This window comes from Allobosea sp. 05T422_2 (assembly GCF_056396265.1).
Map to the genome: position 1 here is coordinate 1 of NZ_JBFTLD010000438.1, position 2,818 is coordinate 2,818.

General features: G+C 63.8%; 3 protein-coding genes and 1 pseudogene. 2 read left to right on the forward strand and 2 right to left on the reverse strand.

What is annotated here, in order from left to right:
• Together AC1DJT_RS35710 and AC1DJT_RS35715 are read left to right on the forward strand one after the other, a co-directional pair.
• The coding region (locus tag AC1DJT_RS35710) for a class I adenylate-forming enzyme family protein (RefSeq protein WP_476835957.1) at positions 1-685 on the forward strand (685 nt) is incomplete at its 5' end.
• A gap of 22 nt (positions 686-707) precedes the next feature.
• Positions 708-1,508 (forward strand): enoyl-CoA hydratase/isomerase family protein, encoded by an 801-nt coding sequence (locus tag AC1DJT_RS35715; protein WP_476835958.1) that lies wholly within the window; start codon positions 708-710, stop codon positions 1,506-1,508.
• 177 nt (positions 1,509-1,685) lie between these two features.
• On the opposite strand, the gene AC1DJT_RS35720 is transcribed toward AC1DJT_RS35715, so the two are convergent.
• Together AC1DJT_RS35720 and AC1DJT_RS35725 are read right to left on the reverse strand one after the other, a co-directional pair.
• The gene (locus tag AC1DJT_RS35720) at positions 1,686-2,474 is read right to left on the reverse strand and encodes an SDR family NAD(P)-dependent oxidoreductase (RefSeq protein ID WP_441493488.1); all 789 of its coding nucleotides are present in this window, start codon (positions 2,472-2,474) and stop codon (positions 1,686-1,688) included.
• Positions 2,475-2,487: 13 nt separating this feature from the next.
• A pseudogene (locus AC1DJT_RS35725) lies at positions 2,488-2,818 on the reverse strand (phosphotransferase family protein); the annotation flags it as partial.

A 2,818-nucleotide genomic window follows, 5' to 3' on the forward strand; every position in this document is an offset into this window, starting at 1 on the left:
GCGCTACAACACGATCGCCCGGGAATCCTTCGGGATGACCGAGGTCGGATCGGCGCTTTTCCTGCCGCGAGAGGCCTATCACATGGTCGGCTCCGGCTCCTGCGGGATGGTCGCGCCCTTCCGCGAGGTACAGATTACCGACCCCGAGGGCAATGTCCTGCCCGCTGGCGAGGTTGGCGAGCTTTGCATCCGCGGGCCGGGCATCATGCTGGGCTATTATCGCAAGCCGGAAGCGAACGAAGCCTCTTTCAGGGGGGATTGGTTCCGCACCGGGGACCTGTTCTGGCGCGACGCCGAAGGTTTCCACTACATCGTCGGGCGCTTGAAGGACATGATCCGCAGAAGCGGCGAGAATATCGCCGCCCGCGAAGTCGAAGCTGCGCTGACCGAAATGCCGCAGGTTCTCGAAGCCGCCGTCGTCGGCGTGAAGGATGCAGCGCGCGGCGAAGAAGTGAAGGCCTATATCGTCTTGCAGCCCGGCGTTTCGGAAGCCGAGGCCTCGCCCGAAATGATCTTCGAGCACTGCAAGAGCCGGCTCGCCCCGTTCAAGACACCTCGTTACGTCGAGTATCGCGACGCGCTTCCGAAGACGCCGTCCGAGAAGATCGCCAAGCAAAAGCTCATTGCCGAAAAAACCGACCTTCGCGTCGGCAGCTTCGACCGCGTCACCAATCAGTGGTTCTGATTATATCTAAGGGATAGATCTCATGCCTTTCGAATACGAGCGTGTCGGCAAGATCGGATACTTCACCATCCGCAACGGATCGGTGAACCCGATGACGCCGGCGATGCACAAGCAATTCTATCATATGATGCTCGAATTCCTCGCCGACGACGAGGTGCGGGTCGGCATTCTGCAGGGCGCCGGAKACCGGGCCTTCTCGGCCGGCGACGACATCAAGAACGACTACGCCAAGTTCGCGACGCCCAAGGACGAACTCGCCTATTACCTTGCCCCGAAGCACCGGGTCGCGGAGGGCGAGCCGGACACGTTCACCTGGTCGCGCGAAGTGCTCTCGCTGAACCGATTCAAGCCGATCGTCGGCGCGGTGCGCGGCTATTGCTACGGCCAGGGCATGATCTATCTCAGCCATCTCACAGATATCCGCGTGGCGTCGGAGGATGCCAAGTTCGGCTTCCCCGAGATCGCCTACGGCATGGGTGGGGCGGGCGGCTCGACCCGGTTGTCTCGGTATGTGCCGCATACGATCGCGATGGAAATGYTGCTGACGGGCGACCCGCTCTCGGCGCAGGACGCGCTGCGGGCGAACCTCGTCAATGCGGTGGTCCCTTCGGACCAGGTTCTGGCGAAGGCCGAGGAATATGCCGCGCGCATCGCACGCCACCCTCAACTCGCGTTGCGGATCGAGATGGAGGCCTCGATGCGCTGCATGGACATGTCTCGCCAGGACGCGCTCGACTACGTGAAGAACCTCTACCGCATGCAGCGCTTGGCCTATAACGGCGAAGAGAAGGTCGATGCCTTTCTCTACAAGGGCAAGAACTGAGCAAGGCGCGCCACAGCGAGCCGCTCGGAGCGGGGCCGCCCCGCCGGGCGGCTCTGCTCCCTGCCCTGGAGCGTCGGCTAGATCTCGGATCGGTTGTCAYATCCGGTCAGAGATCCAGCACTTCCGTGTCTGGATCGAATTTCCTTAAAACCACAATCGACTTTTCGAGCCGACGCCTTAGACCTTCATGCCGGGGAGATTGAGGGAGGCGGTGTTGCCGCCATCGACGGCGAGAGCCTGGCCCGTGACATAGCTCGCGTCCTCGCTGGCCAGGAAGGCGATCACGCGGGCGACCTCCTCGGGATGGCCATAGCGGCGCAATTCGCAGCGTGCGCCCAGCCGGTCCTCCTTCCCGAGTTCGCGCGCCTTCTCGAAGATCGGCCTCGTCATTCCCGTCTCGATCAGTCCGGGACATACGGCGTTCACCCTGACGCCATAGGCGCCGAAATCGCAGGCGGCCGTCTGGGTCATGTTGATGACGGCAGCCTTCGAAGCGCTATAGGCATTCCCGCCCGCACCAGCCCTGATCCCGGCCACGGAGGCGGTGTTGACGATCGCGCCGCGACGGGCCGCGACCATGGCCGCGCCGGCATGCTTCATGAACAGCATCGCGCCAAAGACATTGACCTGCATCACCCGGTCCCATTCCGCGAGATCCTGCTCGAGCGCGCTCCCCTTGGAACTCGCCATGCCGGCATTGTTGCAGAGAACGTCGATACGCCCATGCCGCTCCAGTGCGCGGGACACACATGCGGAAACCGCGTCCTGGTCAGCGATATCCAGCACCGCGACGGAATGGTCCCGGGCCCGCGGCAGGTCGGCCACGACGTTTGCGAGCTCCGCCTCGTTCCGATCGACTAGGACGAGGAGCGCGCCCTCAGCGGCGAAACGCTGTGCGGTGGCCCGGCCGATACCGCTGGCCGCTCCGGTCACAATGCAGAGCTGGTCCTTGAAACGCATGGTCATCCCTCGCCTCGTCTCAGTATCGGTTGTTCGTGCCGGACAGGGCCACCTGCCGACCCAGTTCGGCCAGCATCCCGGCGCGCTGTGCAACCTCGGCCGCGTTCGCATCGCTGGCATTGCCCAGCACGGAGCGGGCCATCACGCCGTGCAGGATCGCCGACAGACGGAAGAAGGAGAGCGCCAGGAAGACGTGCCAGTCCGGCAGCGAGGCACGGCCGCTCGCCCGACAGTAATGCGCGATCACCTGGTCTTCGCGGGGGATGCCGAGCTCTTTGAAATCGAGCCCCGATAGCCCCCGTCCGCCCGCGACGGTCGGGCTGATATGATAGGGCATGCAGTAATAGGCG